Genomic DNA, 15943 nt, shown 5'->3' with positions numbered 1-15943 from the left:
AAACGTGTCCGACAAAGCCGAGACCAAGTCGCAGAACAGCCTCTGGGAAAACATCAAGGTCATCATCCAGGCTCTTCTGCTGGCAATGGTGATCCGCACCGTGCTGTTCCAGCCTTTCACCATCCCGTCCGGTTCGATGATGCCGTCCCTGCTCGTCGGCGACTATATCTTCGTCAACAAGTTCGCCTACGGTTATTCGAAATATTCGCTGCCGTTCTCGCCCGACCTGTTCTCCGGCCGTATCCTGGAATTCAACGAACCCAAGCGCGGCGACGTCATCGTCTTCCGCCTGCCGAGCCATCCGGATATCGACTATATCAAGCGCCTGATCGGCCTGCCGGGCGACCGCGTCCAGGTCACCAATGGCGTGCTGTTCCTCAACGGCAAGCCGGTTCCCAAACAGGGCGACGGCACCTTCACCTCCGATTACAGCCTCGATCCGGGCACCGACGTGCCGGTCTTCCGCGAAACGCTCGATAACGGCGTCACCTATGACACGCTCGACCATTCGCCGGTTTCGCGCGGCGACAACACCCAGGAATTCGTCGTTCCGGCCGGCCACTATTTCTTCATGGGCGACAACCGCGACAACTCGCTCGACAGCCGTTTCGACGTCGGTTACGTGCCCGCCGAAAACCTGGTGGGCCGCGCCAGCGTCATCTTCTTCTCGCTCGGCAACGACACCTCGTTCCGCGAGATCTGGAAGTGGCCGACCAACATGCGCTGGGATCGGATTTTCAAGGTCGTTCGGTGATGAAGTCAAAGACGCTATCGGCGGAGGAACGCGGCCAGCTTGAAAAAGCCATAGGTCATGAATTCGCCGACAAGCAATGGCTCGACCGGGCGCTCACCCATGCGAGCACCGGGTCGGCCAAGAGTGCCAATTACGAACGGCTGGAGTTCCTCGGCGACCGCGTGCTCGGCCTCTGTGTCGCCGAACTGCTGTTCAAGACGTTCCGCACTGCCGCCGAAGGCGAGCTTTCCGTGCGTCTGAACCAGCTTGTCAGCGCCGATAGCTGCGCTCTTGTGGCCGACGAACTGGAGCTGCACCGCTTCATCCGCACCGGCGCCGACGTCAAGAAGCTGACTGGCAAGCGGATGATGAACGTGCGTGCCGACGTGGTCGAAAGCCTGATCGCCGCGCTCTATCTCGATGGCGGGCTGGAAGCCGCCCGCGGCTTCATCCTCAAGTATTGGGAAGGCCGCGCCACCCGCGCCGACGGCGCGCGGCGCGATGCCAAGACCGAGCTGCAGGAATGGGCGCATGCGAAATTCGGTCTGACGCCCGCCTACAGGGTCGACGAACGCTCTGGACCGGATCATGATCCACGCTTCACGGTGACGGTCGACGTTCCGGGCGTGGCGCCGGAGACCGGCGTGGACCGCTCCAAGCGCGCCGCCGAACAGGTGGCCGCCACAAAGATGCTCGAACGCGAAGGCGTGTGGCAGAAACCATCTGCCGAACAATGAATTGGACACTATGACCGAAAACGACAACATCCCCGGTGACGAGAACGAAGCTGGTCACACCCCAGCTGGTGCGACCCATTCCGGCTTCGTGGCGCTGATCGGCCCGACCAATGCCGGCAAGTCGACGCTTCTGAACCGGCTCGTCGGCGCCAAGGTGTCGATCGTCAGCCACAAGGTGCAGACGACGCGCGCCATCGTGCGCGGCATCGCCATCCACAACAACGCCCAGATCGTCTTCATGGATACGCCCGGTATCTTCAAGCCGCGCCGCCGGCTCGACCGCGCCATGGTGACGTCGGCCTGGGGCGGCGCCAAGGATGCCGACCTGATCCTTCTCCTGATCGACAGCGAACGCGGCATCCGCGGCGACGCCGAGGCGATCCTCGAGGGCCTCAAGGAGGTCCACCAGCCGAAGATCCTGGTCTTGAACAAGATCGACCGCGTCCGCCACGAGGACCTGCTGAAGCTTGCAGCCGCCGCCAACGAAGCCGTGCCGTTCGAGCGCACCTTCATGGTATCCGCCACGACAGGCTCCGGCTGCGACGACCTGATGGACTATCTGTCCGCGACGCTGCCGGAAGGCCCCTGGTATTACCCCGAGGACCAGATCTCCGACCTGCCGATGCGCCAGCTCGCCGCCGAGATCACCCGCGAAAAACTCTTCCTGCGCCTCCACCAGGAACTCCCCTACGCGAGCCATGTCGAGACGGAGAAGTGGGAGGAGCGCAAGGACGGTTCGGTGCGCATCGAACAGGTCATCTACGTGGAGCGCGACAGCCAGAAGAAGATCGCGCTTGGCAAGAACGGTGACGCCATCAAGGCGATCTCCACCGCCTCGCGCAAGGAACTCTCAGAGATTCTCGAACAGCCTGTCCACCTCTTCCTGTTCGTCAAGGTTCGCGAGAACTGGGGCGACGATCCGGAACGGTTCCGCGAAATGGGACTGGAATTTCCGAAGTCCTGAGCAATGCCATATCCGTCTACGCCGCCGCATGGCGGCGTCAAGTCCTCGGGCATCACCTGCGGACGAGGTAGATAGCTAGCGGTTTTTATCCATCATTATAACGACTTGCTAACGTAGAGCCGACGATCCAAATTTATCGACAAAGTGGCACGGAGAGTCATGAATGTCGGACGTCGGATCGGGAGAGGAAGACACGGGCTCGGATGATCCGAACTCTCTCGGCTTCTACAGTTGGGTCGTGCCGGAAAACAAGGTGTATGGCGATCAGGTGATCGCCGACATATTCGGCGTTTCCGAGGAGGAATTGGCTGCCGGCGCCCCCATCGAGAGGGTCATCCGCTACATCAACGAGGGCGACAAGCAACGGGTCGCAAAGGCGATCCACGATGCGATCGTCAGCGGTGACGCATACCGGGAAAACTACCGCCTCACCCATCCGGACGGCCGCCGGATCGACGTCATCGCGAATGGTCGTTGCCTGCGCGATGCAGAGGGCGTTCCATACATCTATTCCGGCACGGTCACGATCCAGTCCGCGGCTGCGGCGGTTGCCGCGACCGATCCGCTGGAGCGCCATTGCCGCGCCGCTCTCTGGCTCGCCACCAAACGCCGCCAGATGCTCGCCGCACGTTATCTCACCTCGGCGCTCAACGTGCTCGGCAAATAGGCTTGCGCGTCATTTCTGCCGGTCCATCAGCGCCCTGACCTCCTGGTAGCGACGGCGGTTGTCCTGGTCCTGTTCGTTCGGTCCGTAGCAGGTGTCGGAAATGCAGAAGCGCTGCAGGCGGAAGGGCGGCTGCCCCTTGTCGAACTCGCATTCGATCTGGTTGGAGAAGTCGGTCGGCTTGGCATCCTCGCGGGTGGAATAGGTCAGCCGTGCGCCAGGCGGATCCAGTTCGGGGAAGGACTGGACGATCCCCGTCTTGATCGACGGCACCAGCAGGAAGTTTTTGGCGACCGTGATGCAGGCCTGCTCGAGCTGCTGCGACTGCGCGGCGGCAGGCGAGGGGAGGAGGGTGGCGGGCGAGGCGGCCAGAAGGGCGGCGGCGAAGAGGGCGTATTTCATGAAGGCTCCCCAGGGATGGCGTGATGTGGGTCGTATTGGCATCGCGAATTTTCGCACAGGAATCCAAATGGAGGCCATTTTGTTCCAGGCAAGCCCATAGCCACCTGCATCTTTGCCGCAGCTGGGCGAAAGCAGAAACCGATTCAGTCCGAAGGACTTATGCTCTATTGTTGAATCGGCTCGGGAAGGAGCTTTATTCGATACATGCAGTGGCAAGACGAAGCGATCATCATAGGCGTCAAGCGCCACGGCGAGACGAGCGTCATCGCCGAACTGATGACCCGTGACCGCGGAAGGCATCTGGGCCTCGTCCGCTCCGGCCGGTCGCGGGCGATGCAGCCGGTCCTGCAGGCCGGAAACCGGGTCGAGGCCGTCTGGCGCGCGAGGCTCGACGAACATCTCGGCGAGTTCAAGCTGGAGCCGGTCCGCCTGCGCGCCGCCAAGCTGATGGAGACCGCGACCGCCGTCTACGGCGTCCAGGCCATGGGCGCGCTGCTGCGCCTGCTTCCCGAGCGCGACCCGCATCCGCATCTCTTCGATGCGCTGGACATCATCCTCGATGCCTTCGACGACCCCTCCGATGCCGGCGAGCTTTTCGTGCGTTTCGAGCTCGCGGTGCTGAACGACCTCGGTTTCGGCCTCGACCTCACCGAATGCGCGGCGACCGGCGGACGGGAAAACCTCGTCTACGTCTCGCCGAAAAGCGGCCGCGCCGTGTCCCGGGAGGCGGGCAGGCCCTATGCCGACCGAATGCTTGCCCTGCCGGGTTTCCTGAGCGAAGGCACGGCATCCGCCGCCGACCGCGACAGCATGGCGGAGGCCTTCCGGCTCACCGGTTATTTCCTGCATCGCCACGTCTACGAACCGCGTGGCCTGACGGAAAACGCCGCCCGCGACGGTTTCGTTCAGGCGGCGCTGAAGGCGCTTTCGAAGGATACGGAACGCCAGGCGGGCTGAGGCCCGGCCCAGGCGTCCTCGTCACTCCGCCGGCTGCGGCTGCAATATCCCGCGATCGACCGGCTTTTCCTGGATTGGCCAATGCACGACGGCGGCAAAGATGCCGAGCGCCACGCCGAGCCACCAGACCGGATCGTAGGAGCCGAAACGGTCGTAGAGATAACCACCCATCCACACGCCGAGGAACGAGCCCACCTGGTGCGACAGGAAAACGAGACCGCCCAGCAGCCCGAGATGGCGCGTGCCGAACATGATGGCGACGAGCCCATTGGTCGGCGGCACGGTGGAAAGCCAGAGCAGCCCCATGACGATTGCGAACACGATCACCGAGACCGGCGTCTGCGGCAGGATGAGGAAGGCCGTCACGGCGATCGACCGGGCGATATAGATATAGGCGAGGAAATAGGGCTTCGAATAACGCTGGCCGATAAAGCCCGCGGCGAGCGAGCCGATGATGTTGAAGAAGCCGATCAGCGCCATGGCGATCACCGCGTAAGCGGGCGCGATGCCGATATCGCCGAGATAGGCCGGGAAATGCGCGGTGATGAAGGCAACCTGGAAGCCACAGACGAAGAACCCGGAGGTGAGGAGCAGGTAGCTCTGATGACCGAATGCTTCCTTCAGGGCCGCACCTACCGATTGCTGGAACTGGCTGTGCGACTGGCTTCCCGAGCTGGCATTGCCGCGCAACGGAAAGGCGAGCAGCGGCACGATCAGCATCAGTACCGACAGATAGACCAGACTGTCGGACCAGCCGAAATTGCTGATCAGCGCCTGGCTCAACGGCGCAAACAGGAACATGCCGGCAGAGCCCGCGGCGGTGCCGATGCCGAACGCCATCGAACGCTGCTCCGGCGTCACGTTGCGGGCAAAGGCGGAAAGGATGACGCTGAAGGAGCCGGCGGCGATCGCCAGGCCGATCAGCACGCCGCCGCCGATATGCAGCCAGACCGGCGCGCTGGCATTGGCCATCATGATGAGGCCGGCGGCATAAAGCACGCCGGACATGGTGAGCACGCGGCCTGTGCCGTATTTGTCGGCAAGCGCCCCGAACAATGGTTGCCCGAGCCCCCAGGCAAGGTTCTGGATCGCCATGGCGAGCCCGAAGGTGGACCGGTCCCAGCCGGTATCGGCGAGCATCGGAAGCTGGAAGAAGCCCATGGCCGAGCGCGGACCGAAGGTCAGCATGGCAATCAGGGCGCCGGCGCCGATGATCAGCCAGGGCATGGAAACGGGCCTCGGCGCGGATGGCGATGCGGACGTGGGCATGCAATTCCTCCTCGAAAATCAGGAGCAGAACATACCGCGTGCGCTGCTGTTCTTAAAACAACTTTTGCTCAATCAATCCATCACCGGGATTGATGTGCCGTGGATTTGCGAATGCCGTGCAGTTTGCGATGGGCAGGGCGTTGCAGACGAGGGAAGAGGGCGCGGCAGCTTAACCCTCCCCCTTGTGGGGAGGGTGGCCGGCAGGCGGGAGGGATCTTGATGCGGAGCGAAGACCCCTCCCCACAAGGGGAGGGGCTCCACGCCCCTTACGGCGTCCCCGGCGGATCGATCGCCGGCGGGGCCGTGCGCCCGAGCCGGGCCTCGCGCCAAATGGTAAAAATGCCGGCGCCGATGACGATCGCGACGCCGAGGATCATGTTGGCGGTCATCACCTCGCCGAACACGAAGACGCCGATCAGGCAGACCAGCACCGACTGGATATAGGACATCGGCTGCACGACCACCGCATCGAGCAGGTTGAAGGCGCGGATCAAGAGGTAATGCCCGCTTATGCCGGTCATGCAGAGCACCAGCATCCACAGCCAGTCGGTGGACGTGACCTGTGTCCAGTAGAACGGGCCGACGAGGGTGATCGTCACCGCGCCCACGACGCCGGTATAGAAAAAGGCGGTGTCGGAGGTGTCGGTGCGGCTGGCAAGCCGGGTCATGACGGAATAGAGCCCGAACATCAGCGTTGCGACCATCGGGATGACGATCCGGGCGTCGAACGTGGCGTTGAGCGGGTTGACGATCAGAAGGATGCCGATAAAGCCGACGCCGATCGCCGTCCACCGCCGCCAACCGACCTTTTCGCCGAGAAACGGCACCGAAAGACAGGCGACCACCAGCGGCGTCGCCGCAAACATCGTATGGCTGGCCGCGAGCCCGACATGCGAGAAGGAGAAGATCGAGATGACGATCTGCACCGCCAGCAGCGCGCCGCGGGCAATCTGCAGCCATGGCCGGCGGGCGCTTGCCGCAACCTTCACCCCGCCGGCCGAGCGGCTGGCCAGCGCAAACGCAAAGCCCGCGAACGCCCAGTAGCGGATCATGGTGATGAAGATCGGCGGATAGGCGCTGCCCAGATGTTTGGAAATTCCGTCCTGCATCGAAAAGATCGTCACCGCCGCGATGGCGCAGATGAGGCCGGTGGACCGAGGGGTCATGAAGGCAGTCTCTTTCGACAAACCGCCCGAAAACCCGGCCGGCGCATGAGGATCAGGCAGCGTATGGTGATGACCCCGTTGTGACCGTTCGGCAAGGGGCCGGACAACCTGCTTTTGCGAATAGCTGCCATGCGTGAGGTGGGGGAGTGGGGTGGGTTGGGCCGTGGTGTCCGCTTTGCGCTATCAACGTACATGAGAAGTGCTGCAAAACCACTTATACACACCTGTCTTCTTTGCCCTATAGCGATGATGCGGCTCTCGGCCTTCGCAACACTTTTTGGTAGAGTAGTCCCTTCTGTCTTTCCAGCCGGTGTGGTGTAAATGTCCGTTGCCAGTGTCCGAACCGCGATCAGAGAATTTTTAGCCTCGCCCAAAGCCGAAGTTCTTTGCATCAGAGGTCACTGGGGTACAGGCAAGACCCACAACTGGAAAACCATAGCAAAGGCGCAGCGTAGCGTAAGCGGCGGGGTTGCACTGAACAGCTATGCCTATGTGTCCCTGTTCGGAGTCAATTCGATCACCGAACTCAAATCGCAGATCCTCCAGAACACGGTAACGAAGGCACAGATCGGCGACGTCCCGAGCATGGAGACTGCTGGAAGCGTCGCTTCAACCGTCGAAACTGCCACGAAGAAGGGATTTCTCGGACTGGTCTCCGGAATTTTGGGAAACCGCGCTGAAGCGGTGGTGTCTGCCTTGGGCCTGCTTATCAGCAAGCAGATCATCTGCATCGACGACCTTGAACGGAAGGGCGAAAAGCTGAGCAGCAGTGACGTACTTGGCTATATCTCGAACTTGAAGGAAGAGCGTGGTTGCAAAGTCGTCATCCTCCTTAATGATGAAGCGTTGAAGGGGGCGGACAAGCTCCAGTTCGCTACATATCTGGAAAAGGTCGTGGACCGGAACCTGTTATTTGCCCCGACGGCAGAAGAAAGCGCAGCGATAGCTATTCCCCAGACTGACGATATCGCGAATATCGTTAGGCAACGGTGCATTCAGCTTGGTATCGACAACATCCGCGTCATCGGTAAGATCTATGGCGCCGTCCAACAGATCCTGCCGCTGCTGTCAGCCTTCTCGAAAGAGACGGTGGAAGCCATAGCGGCGGCGATGGTCGTAATGGGTTGGGTGCACCATCAGCCTTCCAGTGCACCCCCGATAGAATTCCTGAAGGGCTTTGGCAGCCGGATGTGGGGTCGAGATGAGCAAAAGCTGACACCGGAAGAAGAGGCTTGGGACACGTTGCTAAGCAAGTTCGGTTTCAGTCATCTGGATGAGTTGGACGTGGAGCTTTATCGCGGCATTACCAATGGGTATTTCACGCAGGAGAACATCGACGCACATGCCTCGGAATTTCATCGGAGGGTCTTGAAAGACCAGGCTCTGGAGCGTCATCGCCAAGCATGGCAGGCGTACCACTATTCCTTCCGGAACGGCATGGAGGTTGTGACCGAGATTGCGGATTCTTTCATCCGAGAGGTGGAGTTCCTGTCGGCGGATAACATGCATGGAGTCGTAAGCTTACTGCGCGAGCTTTCCCTAACGGAAAAGATCGCTCCAATCATCGATGCGTTCATTGCCACGCATAAGAACGATCCGGGCGCGATGGAGCCGGAGCGGATCTACATCCATGACGGGACACTTGACTCGGAGATTGCTGACCGCCTGAACGAGGCGCGGGAAAAACAACGGCCAAATAGGCCGATCGAGGACATTTTTTCCTCACCAAATGACCTTTATGACCGGCGGGTAGTCACCGAATTGCTGGAATTTCCGGTTGATGAGTACAAACGCATTCTATGCACCTATGAGGGCGACAAGCTGGCCGGAATCCTACGCGGCCTGCACTCCTATTCGCGTATCAGCAACCCCTCCGAGGACATGATGGAAGTCACTCGGCGATATCACGATGCGATGACGCAGGTAGCCTTGGATTCCGACCTAAACCGTCACCGAGTATCCCGGCGAGGCGTCAAACTTCAGGAGCCCTCAATATCAAAGGCTGATCTGTCGTCGGACGTTTAGCTATAGACACAAGATTGTTGCCCAAGGCGACCACGCCTCGTAGTGATCCTGCTAGTCCCATGACTTTCGGCTGCCATGTTTAAGATGAGGGCTAAGGGCCGAAAGCGGACGAAGGCTCTTCTAACCCCAGCCAACGTCGCAGCGCCCCTGCCTCAACCTCACCTCTCCACCAACAACCCCGAAACCAGCGTCAGAAACACCTCCACCGCCTTTTTCGACACCGTGTCCGGGTCTTCCGCATTGGCAATCCAGAGTGCGGCGCTCAGCGTCGCGCCGTTGACGAGGCGGGCGGTGGCTTCGGCGTCGACGGGGCGGATCGTGCCCTTGTCGATCAGTTTCTGCAGGCTTGCGGTCGTGGCGCGGATGCAGGCGCTCTGGTTCGGCCATTGCGACGGGTCGCCAAGCACCGCGGGGCCGTCGAGCAGCATGATGCGCTGGATCTCCGGCTCCAGGGACATCTCGATAAAGGCGACGCATTCGTCGACGAAAGCCTGCCAAGGCGTCTCGGCCCTTGATGAGATGGCGCTGAGCCGGTCGGACATTTCCGCGTCCATCTGCATGATCACCGCCATCAGCAGGCCCTTCTTGTCGCCGAAATGGTGGTAGAGCGCCCCGCGCGTCAGCCCGGCGCCGGCGGTGAAATCATCCATCGAGGCTTCGGCATAACCTTGTGTCGCAAAGGCGTGCCGTGCGGCGGCGATCAGCTTGGCCTTCGTTTCGGCGATCATTTCCTTGCGCGGCTTTGCCGCAGCCCGCGGCGTCGTGCCGGAAGCCATCCTTGGGACGATCTTGTCTGCCATCTTCTCTGCCATGCGGACTCCGAATTATTCGCATACGCGTCGTATGTTAATTGACATACGAAACGTATGCGACTATCTAGCTCACATACGCAGCGTATGTAAGTCCTCATTCAAAATAACCCAAGGAGCAGGTTATGCCCAATCCCTATCGCGAAATATTCGCAAGGCCGGGTACGAAAGGTTTTTCCGCCGCTGCTTTCGTGGCGCGGCTGCCGCTGCCGATGACGACGATCGGCCTCGTCGCCATGCTGTCCCAGACGCATGGCGAATATTGGCTGGCCGGCGCGGTCTCGGCCACGTTCGCGCTCGCCAACGCCTTCATCTCCCCGCAGGTGTCGCGCTGGGTGGATGCGAAGGGTCAGTCGGCGGTGCTGGTGCCGACCACGTTCGTCACCTTTTTTGCGCTGATCGGTCTTGCCGCCGCCGCCTGGATGCGCTGGCCGATCTGGACGCTGTTTGCCTTCGCCCTCGTCGCCGGGCTGATGCCGAGCATGATGGCGCTGGTGCGCGCCCGCTGGTCGGAGATCTATCGCGACCGACCGGAACTGCATACCGCCTTCGCCTTCGAATCCGTCATCGACGAGCTCGTTTATATTTGCGGCCCGGTCTTCGGTATCGGCCTCAGCGTCGCGCTCTTCCCGGAAGCCGGCGTGCTCGCCTCGGCCGCTTTCCTGGCGGTCGGCACGACGCTGTTCGTGGTCCAGAAATCCACGGAACCGAAGGTCGATCCGCATCGGATGAAAGGCGGCGGCTCGGTCATGCGGCGGCTCGCCATGTGGTTCCTGGTCGTCGTCTTCGCCGGCATGGGCGTCATCTTCGGCACGGCGGAAGTCTCGGTCGTCGCTTTCTCGGAAGCGCTGGGCAACAAGGGGGCCGCCAGCTACATCCTGTCGGCCTATGCCGCCGGTTCCTTTGTGGTCGGCATCGTCTTCGGCGCCATCAAGTTCAAGTCGTCGCTCGCCCGCCGGCTGCTCTTGGCCAGCCTGGTGGCCGCCGTCACCACCCTGCCCATGCCCTTCGTCGGCAGTCTCTGGGGCCTGACGGCGGTGATCTTCCTCGCAGGTGCCGCGATCTCGCCGACCTTCATTTCCGGCATGACGCTGATCGAGCGCATCGTCCCGTCGTCGCAGGTCACGGAAGGCATCACCTATGCCATGACAGGCATGAGCATCGGCTTTGCCGCCGGCTCGTCGCTCGCCGGCTGGACTATCGATGCGTACGGCGCCTCCAACGGCTTCTGGGTCGCGGTGGCCGGCGGCGCGCTGGCGCTGTCCACGATGCTCGCCGGCTATGGGTTGCTGAGCCGGCCGGATCGGCAGGTGGTGGCGGGTGGCGTGGCGCTCAATCCCGCCGAGTGATGGGAGGGGCCGCCCCGGGCGGCCCTTCAACTTTCCGGGGGCAGGCGCTCGAAATAATAGCGTTCCATTTCGGGCACGTAACGCACCACCTGAAAGCCCGTCTTTTCCAGCAGTCGCCGCGAGGCGGCATTTTCCGGCCGGGCAAAGGCCCCGACCTTCGGCAGTTTCAGCACTTCGTCGGCTTCATGCATCGCTGCCGCCGTCAGCTCGTGGCCAAATCCCTTGCCCCAGCTATCGGGGTGAAAATAGTAACCGAGCTCGACGCCCCAGCCCGGATCGAAGGGATCGTCGTAAAGTCCGCCCCAGCCGATGATCCGGCCACTCTCCTTCAGCTCGACAGTCCAAGGTGCGTAACCATCCCGGCGCCGCCGCCATTCGTGCACCGCCACCCGCCGCCGGCATTCCCTCGGTGAGCCGTCCACATGGGTGAACCGCATCGCGTTCGGGTCGCCGAGGAATTCGAACAGGGCAGGGACGTCGGCAAGCTTGGGGCGCCTGAGGATGAGCCGGTCGGTGACGATCATCGATGGGAACCGCTCAAGCCCGCCGCTTGATCGCCCAGGCCTCCGGCCGCTCGGCAACCACCGTCGCCCCGTCGCCGATCTTGATCCGCCCGGTGCCGCGCGGCACGGCGTTCCAGCCGAACAGCGGGCCGGGCACGCGCCGGTCGGCGGACATGCGGATGCGGCCCATGGCGGGGATCGGGTCCGGCACGTCGCGCGAGCCGGTCTGCTGGTCCTGGGTGGTCATGATGCAGCGGGCGCAAGGCTTGACGAAATCGAAACGGATGCCGGCGATCTCGATGCCGGTCCAGCCGTCCTCCGCCCAGGCCTCGTCGTGGTCTAGCACGATGTTCGGCCGGAACCGCTCCATGCCGACCGAACCTTCACCCTTCGCCGCCATGTCCGCATTGAGCGCGGCGAGCGACCCCGTCGTCGTCACCAGCACCTGGTAGCCGTCGGCAAAGGTCACGGGCGAATCCTCGCCCGCCCATTCCGGGCTCGCGACGCGCAGGGCCTGTTCGTCGAAGAACACCAGCCGGATATTCCGCCCGAGCCATTCCGACAGCACCGCATTGGCCGCATCGTCGGCAAGTGCTGCGTTGACGCTCGATTTCCACACCACCGTTTCCATGCGCCGGTCGGCCGGCGGCCGGGCGACGTTGATCTCGCCTTGCCCTTCCATCACGAAGCGCACGGCATCGGTTTCCGGGTAGACCTCGAGCCTGGCGAGAGACTGCAATTCCCGCTGGGTGATGAACATGCCGGTCGGATCGACGACCATCATCTCCCGGTCGCCGGGAATGCCTGATGCCGCGATCTCCGCTTGGGCGAGCGCGATGCCGCGGCCGCTTTTCAGCGGATAGAAATTGAGTTCGCTGATCCGCATGGGAAGTCTCCTTCAAATCTCGTCGATGAAAAGCTCGAGGACCTGTTTCAGCCGCGCATGCCGCTCGGTGGCAAGCGCGCGGCCCGCGGCCGTCTGGAAGCCGTCGGCGAGCTTGAACAGTTTCACCTCGAAATGGTCGATCGCAAACGCCTTGTCGTCGAGCGGCCGATGTCTGGCGAGCGGATCGGCCGGGTCGTAGAGGCCGGAGCCCATCCGCCCGGCGATATAGAAGCAGCGCGCCGCGCCCACCATGCCGATCGCATCCAGCCGGTCGGCATCCTGCAATATCTTTGCCTCCAGCGTCTCGGGCGTGATGTTGGCCGAAAAACTGTGCGCCGTCACCGCATGCGCGACGGCGGAGATATCCGTCTTGCTCCAGCCGAGATCGGCCAGGATCGCCGCAGCCTTCTCCGCCGCCAGCCGCGAGGCCTGCGTCCTGAGCGGCGAGTTCTTCTCCACAGAGACGCAATCGTGCAGCAGCACGGCGGCGGCCAGCACCCGCCCGTCGCCGCCTTCCCGGGCATGGATGCGCATCGCATTGCGGAAGACGCGGAGAATATGGGCGATGTCGTGCGAGCCGTCGTCACCCTCGGTTGCATGCGGGATCAGGGTTTCGGCAAGCGCCTCGAAAGGCGAAAAGGCAACGCTGAGTAAGGTGATCACGCGGCAGGTTCCTGGGAATCGGTGGCGGCGGGTTCACCGCCCTTGTTCACCAGAATGCGCTGGTAGAAAAGCCCGATCCCGATCAGCACCGCACCGAGCCCGATGAACGACAGCGCCCGAAGAATCCCTTCGAGGTTCGACATGTCGACCAGGAACACTTTCACCACCGCGACCAGAACCAGCCCGGCGGAGGCGAGCCGCAGGCTCTTGGCGTCGAGCTTCGAGCCGATCGCCAGCAGCAACACGCCGATCAGCAGCCAGACCACCGAATAGGTATAGGTCTCGGCCGCCAAAAATCCCTTCCAGTCGGCGATGTTTTCGCCCTGCCAGAAGCGGCGCACCGAAAGCGTCGCCCACAGGAAGCCGAGCACGGCGCCGGCCAGCGCCAGCATGATCACGTAGGGCATCGGCCGCCGCCCGCGGGCGTAATAGGCGACGAGCGCATAGGCGAGGCCGGGCAGGAGATAACCGAGCAGCAGCAGGTTGAAGAAAGGCCAGGGGCCGGTGTTTTCGCCGCTGAAATAGGGGTTGAGCGCAAACACGTGCAGCGACAGCGCATTGATCGTCGCGAGCACGCCGGCGATCATCGAACCCCAGCGGAACACCGGGCTCGGCGACTTGAGGTCGAGCGTCATCAATATGCCGGAGAAGCCGACCGTCAGCAGCGTGTAGATCGACTGTTCGCCGAGCGTCGGCACCCGATCGTCGAGCACGCCGCCGTTCATGGCGTGGCGCACCAGCACCGCCACTGTCATCAGCGAGGCGAGCGAGGCGAGCGCCTGCATCAGGTTGCGGATGCGGAAATCGGCCGAGTCCTTCAGCAGATAGGCCGTCACGATCGCCAGCAGCGTCGGAATGCCGTAACCCGGCAGCAGCGCGTTGAAGAACGGCGTGGTGCCAAGACTGTTCTGGCCGATCAGCGTCGGCTCCCAGGCGATCCGCCCGAACACGATCAGGATCGCCGCCGCCATCATCCAGGGCAGCGCCGGCCAGGGCCGCGCCCGCATGCCGAGCACATAGGCAAAGCCCAGCACGGCGAGGAGAACGGTGGTGACGATGCCGTTGGTCAGCGCATGCAGCGCAAACGTGAACCCGGCAAACGAGCCGGCAACAAGCAGATTGGCCGCCCAGTCGATACGCCCATCCGTCTCGTTGCGGTCGCGGAACAACCATTCGGCACCGGCCAGAAGTACGAGGCCGAGACCGACCCCGTAAAGCCCATGGGTCCAGTCGCGCCCGAGATTGCCGAAATTGAGGAAGCTGATCGTCGCCAGCGCCACCGGCACGCCCGACATCAGCACGCTCCAGACCATCGCGAATTCCGGTTCGGTCTTACGGAAGCGCCTGAGAAAAGCAAAGCCGAGCAGCGTGAAGACCGCCCCGAGCAGCAGGCTGACGGCGATTTCCGTCGTATAGGTGACGACCGGCAGCGGTTCGTTGCCGACCGGCTGCGGCACATAGGTGTCGAGCAGCGAAATCGCCACGACGGCGAGGCTCAGCACCGCTCCGCCGGCCGCGATCATCGCCGGCCAGACGGTGTAGGCCCGGCTGGCCCCGAGTGCCGCGAGCGCCGCGATCACCGCCGCGGCGGCGAAATACGGATCGATGCCGCCCACCGGGTTGGTCGCCAGCATGGCGAGCGCCGGCAGCACCGACATGATCGCCACCGACAGTGTGATGGTCAGCGGCTGGCGCCCGAGCATTCCGCCCCAGCCGGTCTTGACCACCCGGTCCCTGCCATAGACTGCACCCGGCCAGAAGAAACCGGTGCCGGCGATCATCACGATCAGCGTCAGCGCCGGCGGCAGTGTATCGAACTCGTCCGCGCCGATCGCATAGGCGACCACCCACAGCCCGATGCCGATATTGGCGAGCATCGGTACGATCGTCCATTTGCGGAAGCGCGAAGCGGCGTTGACCGCGACCCAGGTGAGGCCGAGGAAGAGGAACAGCGCATTGGCGTTCGGCTCATCGCTGGCGACGAGGCCGGGCGTCAGCAGCGAGGCGAGCAGGCCGAGCCCTGCCAGCGCCTGCCCGTGCAGCAGCGACAGCGCGATCGTCGCGAAGGATACGAGCGCCAGCAGGATGAAGGCCGGCGTCGCGCCGATGAATTCATAGACGCCGTAGGCCGCATAGATCGCCCCGAGCAGCGTCACCGCACCCGCCGCCGTCAGCGCGCCGGGGATCATCGCATTGCTGAACCGGTCGGACACCTGCGGCATCGCCCGGCGCCGCACGATCTCGCCACCGGCCATCAGGAGGAGGCCGAACAGGCAGGCGAGCACGAGGCGCGCACCCGGTCCGAGCAGCCCGGCCTCGATCGAAGCGCGCACCAGAAAGATGCCGCCGAAGGCGAGCGCCACGCCGCCGACCCAGACCGGCCAGCGGGCGCCGAGATAGCTTTCGAGGTTTTCTTTGGTCTTCGGCCTTGCTGGCGTCGGTGCCGTCGTCGTGACGGCGGAGGGAGCCTCCTCTATGGCAGCAACGTCCGCGGCCGTGGTGCTCGCCGCGATCGTCTCCTCCGGCAAGGCCTGTTCCGCGACCGGCTCGGCCTGGGTCAACGGTTCTGTTCGAACCGCAGGTTCCTCGGTCACTGCCTCGGTGGCGATGACAGCCGCCGCAGCGGGAGCGGGCGCAGAAGCGGCTATAGGTGCGGCACTGGAAACCGGCTGTGTGGCAAGTAGCCCGGCCTTGATCGCCTCCAGCTCCTTTTCGAGCGCGCTCACCCGGGCCGAGGTCTTGCGATTGAGACCCACCACAAGGATCACCAGCAGCAGAAGGAAGATTTCGATCATCGGCACGCTCGCGGGTGAAGA

Annotated in this window: 16 protein-coding genes; 8 read left to right on the top strand and 8 right to left on the bottom strand. The window is 63.1% G+C overall.

What is annotated here, in order from left to right; translation table 11 throughout:
• Positions 1–4: 4 nt before the first annotated feature.
• From lepB to ABCW43_RS05145, 4 genes are all read left to right on the top strand, one after another.
• On the top strand, positions 5–754 hold the full coding sequence (gene lepB, locus ABCW43_RS05160; protein WP_345922393.1) for a signal peptidase I: 750 nt from the start codon (positions 5–7) through the stop codon (positions 752–754).
• On the top strand, positions 751–1470 hold the full coding sequence (gene rnc / locus ABCW43_RS05155) for a ribonuclease III (protein WP_345922392.1): 720 nt from the start codon (positions 751–753) through the stop codon (positions 1468–1470). Before lepB ends, rnc begins: the two co-directional genes overlap by 4 nt.
• A 10-nt stretch (positions 1471–1480) precedes the next feature.
• Positions 1481–2434: a GTPase Era gene (gene era, locus ABCW43_RS05150; protein ID WP_345922391.1), complete on the top strand. Its 954-nt coding sequence runs from the start codon at positions 1481–1483 to the stop codon at positions 2432–2434.
• 163 nt (positions 2435–2597) lie between these two features.
• Positions 2598–3101: a PAS domain-containing protein gene (locus tag ABCW43_RS05145; RefSeq protein ID WP_345922390.1), complete on the top strand. Its 504-nt coding sequence runs from the start codon at positions 2598–2600 to the stop codon at positions 3099–3101.
• A 9-nt stretch (positions 3102–3110) separates the two neighbouring features.
• Here ABCW43_RS05145 and ABCW43_RS05140 read toward each other — a convergent pair whose 3' ends face one another.
• On the bottom strand, positions 3111–3500 hold the full coding sequence (locus ABCW43_RS05140) for a hypothetical protein (protein WP_345922389.1): 390 nt from the start codon (positions 3498–3500) through the stop codon (positions 3111–3113).
• A 204-nt stretch (positions 3501–3704) separates the two neighbouring features.
• Between ABCW43_RS05140 and recO the strand changes: the two genes are divergently transcribed.
• A complete protein-coding gene (gene recO, locus ABCW43_RS05135; protein ID WP_345922388.1) occupies positions 3705–4457 on the top strand; it encodes a DNA repair protein RecO in 753 nt (250 codons plus the stop codon).
• A 21-nt stretch (positions 4458–4478) separates the two neighbouring features.
• Here the strand turns inward: recO and ABCW43_RS05130 are convergent, their stop codons facing one another.
• The gene (locus ABCW43_RS05130) at positions 4479–5726 is read right to left on the bottom strand and encodes an MFS transporter (protein ID WP_345922387.1); all 1248 of its coding nucleotides are present in this window, start codon (positions 5724–5726) and stop codon (positions 4479–4481) included.
• Between ABCW43_RS05130 and ABCW43_RS05125 the strand changes: the two genes are divergently transcribed.
• Positions 5668–5946, top strand: a complete 279-nt coding sequence (locus ABCW43_RS05125; protein ID WP_345923431.1) for a hypothetical protein — start codon at positions 5668–5670, stop codon at positions 5944–5946. The two genes, ABCW43_RS05130 and ABCW43_RS05125, sit on opposite strands and share 59 nt — an antisense overlap.
• 46 nt (positions 5947–5992) lie before the next feature.
• Here the strand turns inward: ABCW43_RS05125 and ABCW43_RS05120 are convergent, their stop codons facing one another.
• Entirely contained in the window at positions 5993–6892 is a 900-nt protein-coding gene (locus tag ABCW43_RS05120) for a DMT family transporter (RefSeq protein WP_345922386.1), read from the bottom strand.
• A 321-nt stretch (positions 6893–7213) separates the two neighbouring features.
• Here ABCW43_RS05120 and ABCW43_RS05115 point away from each other — a divergent pair, with 321 nt between their 5' ends.
• The gene (locus tag ABCW43_RS05115; RefSeq protein WP_345922385.1) at positions 7214–8917 is read left to right on the top strand and encodes a P-loop NTPase fold protein; all 1704 of its coding nucleotides are present in this window, start codon (positions 7214–7216) and stop codon (positions 8915–8917) included.
• A gap of 158 nt (positions 8918–9075) precedes the next feature.
• Here ABCW43_RS05115 and ABCW43_RS05110 read toward each other — a convergent pair whose 3' ends face one another.
• Complete coding sequence (locus tag ABCW43_RS05110) at positions 9076–9645, bottom strand: TetR/AcrR family transcriptional regulator (protein WP_510749644.1); 570 nt, start codon at positions 9643–9645, stop codon at positions 9076–9078.
• Between the two features lie 206 nt (positions 9646–9851).
• Here ABCW43_RS05110 and ABCW43_RS05105 point away from each other — a divergent pair, with 206 nt between their 5' ends.
• Positions 9852–11075 (top strand): MFS transporter, encoded by a 1224-nt coding sequence (locus ABCW43_RS05105; protein ID WP_345922384.1) that lies wholly within the window; start codon positions 9852–9854, stop codon positions 11073–11075.
• 26 nt (positions 11076–11101) lie between these two features.
• Here ABCW43_RS05105 and ABCW43_RS05100 read toward each other — a convergent pair whose 3' ends face one another.
• The 4 genes from ABCW43_RS05100 to ABCW43_RS05085 are packed head-to-tail and all read right to left on the bottom strand — an operon-like array spanning position 11102 to position 15922.
• Entirely contained in the window at positions 11102–11599 is a 498-nt protein-coding gene (locus tag ABCW43_RS05100) for a GNAT family N-acetyltransferase (RefSeq protein WP_345922383.1), read from the bottom strand.
• A 13-nt stretch (positions 11600–11612) separates the two neighbouring features.
• Complete coding sequence (locus ABCW43_RS05095) at positions 11613–12464, bottom strand: MOSC domain-containing protein (RefSeq protein WP_345922382.1); 852 nt, start codon at positions 12462–12464, stop codon at positions 11613–11615.
• Positions 12465–12476: 12 nt separating this feature from the next.
• A complete protein-coding gene (locus ABCW43_RS05090) occupies positions 12477–13127 on the bottom strand; it encodes an HD domain-containing protein (protein WP_345922381.1) in 651 nt (216 codons plus the stop codon).
• Positions 13124–15922 (bottom strand): DUF2339 domain-containing protein, encoded by a 2799-nt coding sequence (locus ABCW43_RS05085; protein WP_345922380.1) that lies wholly within the window; start codon positions 15920–15922, stop codon positions 13124–13126. The genes ABCW43_RS05090 and ABCW43_RS05085 overlap by 4 nt, the downstream gene beginning before the upstream one ends.
• Positions 15923–15943: the final 21 nt, after the last annotated feature.

The sequence above is a fragment of the Neorhizobium tunisiense genome, assembly GCF_039631515.1.
GTDB lineage: Bacteria > Pseudomonadota > Alphaproteobacteria > Rhizobiales > Rhizobiaceae > Neorhizobium.
Note: the sequence above shows the minus strand (reverse complement) of the source record. Positions and strands in the feature narration are given on the sequence as shown.